Raw genomic sequence first — 1,729 nt, forward strand, 5'->3', positions numbered from 1 at the left:
CATATACTATTGTAAGGTCGGCATCCAAATGACCCAAATAAATACCCACGCCAAGAAATAAAACTACAAAGTATTTCTTGGCACCTTTTACATAAAACAAATAAATTATTAAAAAAGTACAAACCTAATACTAAAATATTAACATTATATGACTAAAGATGAATGGACCTATACAAGCAATCCATATTCATAAAATTAAAATACTTATATATTGAATTTAACAGAAAAGCTTTATGTTGATACACCAAATTCATGCGCCAATCATCCCACTGTAATTTTTTTATTTGATTAACTATTATAATCATTTCATCTTTTTCTCTAGGCATCCAATCTCCTATATAAATATTACATAATTTGTCACCATTTTAATTTGTAATCCTAGTTAATTAAATGATAAAGGAGGGTTTTCGTTCACCATATTTTCCCATCATATACTTCTTCAAAAAAATAGAAAGACACTTGTCTCTCTTTCAAAAGTATTTTTTGGAATTTTAAATTGTCCCCCTTAGTATCAAACCTAGAACAGCCATAATTATCGTACTGATAATTATCCGTAAAATCCAAGAAGTATTTGTGCTGATTTTTTCTAATTGCTTATTAATTGTAGAAATGTCTTTCTCGTTAATTATTATTCGAGTTTCTAAATTACGAATATCACGCATGATCTCTTTGTGTTCTGATTTTAGACTGTCAATTTTCAAATTTACGTCTTCCATATACTCACGCCCTTATAACATCTTAATAGAACAGTCTTAATATATTATGAGACAACCTTTTTCGATGTGAATGTATATGAGTTATTTCTATGTTGAATCTTCATTCTATACATTTTTCCCAATCTTATTTATCATTACTAAACTAGTACAAGTGTTTGTTAGTTGACTAATGGCTGTACTAATTAATCAAATTTGGACATTTTATTAGAACTTCAATCGAAACTCAATTACATTCTTCATATTTTAAGTATTATCATTAAAAAGTTTAGAAAATCTACGTACAAAAAATAGGTGCTGTGAAATAATGCTATTTCACAGCATTAAACGCACATTTTTTTCAGTAAAAAGAGAGCATCCAGGACAATAGATGCTCTTAATGTATAAGGAGTTCTAACCAAAACTTAGAATGGAGGAGAAGCGTTCAAGCTCGTCCTATACTCTAATATATGCTTGTTCTCCTTGAAAGGTGAAAAATAAAAAGACACCTTAATTAGATGTCTTTTCGGGTTTAAGAGATAGATAACATGTGAAAAGCCTTTCTGTATCATTGTATGATTATGAATTTTCGTTATACTTAAAATAGCTCTTAAATACGTTTATTGTATATTTGGATAGTGAATGATTTTGTTACGAATAACGAACACAATAAATTCTAATGAAAAAATTTTCAGTAGGCTTAATCATTGATACGAACTAGCTTGTTTTTTAATTATTTCCCATATATTCAAACAAGTGCCATTTCACTCCATTCCTGTATTGTTAATTTATTTGCACAATTTAAGTCAAATTTACATATACTACTTGTGCACATGTATTTAGGTCACATGTGGGAGTGTGATCTGAAACCTACTTTTCAAAAAGCGCTATATAAGCGCTTTTTTTGATGTGTAAAATGGTTTTTTTATACAAAACATACTAAGATTAGTAGTGCAGACCAAGGCATTGGTTCGCACTACTATTTTTTATATAGTAGAAGTGAAGAGAAGGTCGTGGGTGTCTTGGGATCCTGAATC

The 1,729-nt window shown here is 29.1% G+C and carries 1 protein-coding gene; it reads right to left on the reverse strand.

What is annotated here, in order from left to right; genetic code table 11:
• Positions 1-491: 491 nt before the first annotated feature.
• Positions 492-716, reverse strand: a complete 225-nt coding sequence (locus MR167_RS31355; RefSeq protein WP_199689527.1) for a hemolysin XhlA family protein — start codon at positions 714-716, stop codon at positions 492-494.
• Between the last annotated feature and the right edge of the window lie 1,013 nt (positions 717-1,729).

The organism is Bacillus cereus group sp. BfR-BA-01355 (genome assembly GCF_022663675.1).
GTDB lineage: Bacteria > Bacillota > Bacilli > Bacillales > Bacillaceae_G > Bacillus_A > Bacillus_A thuringiensis_S.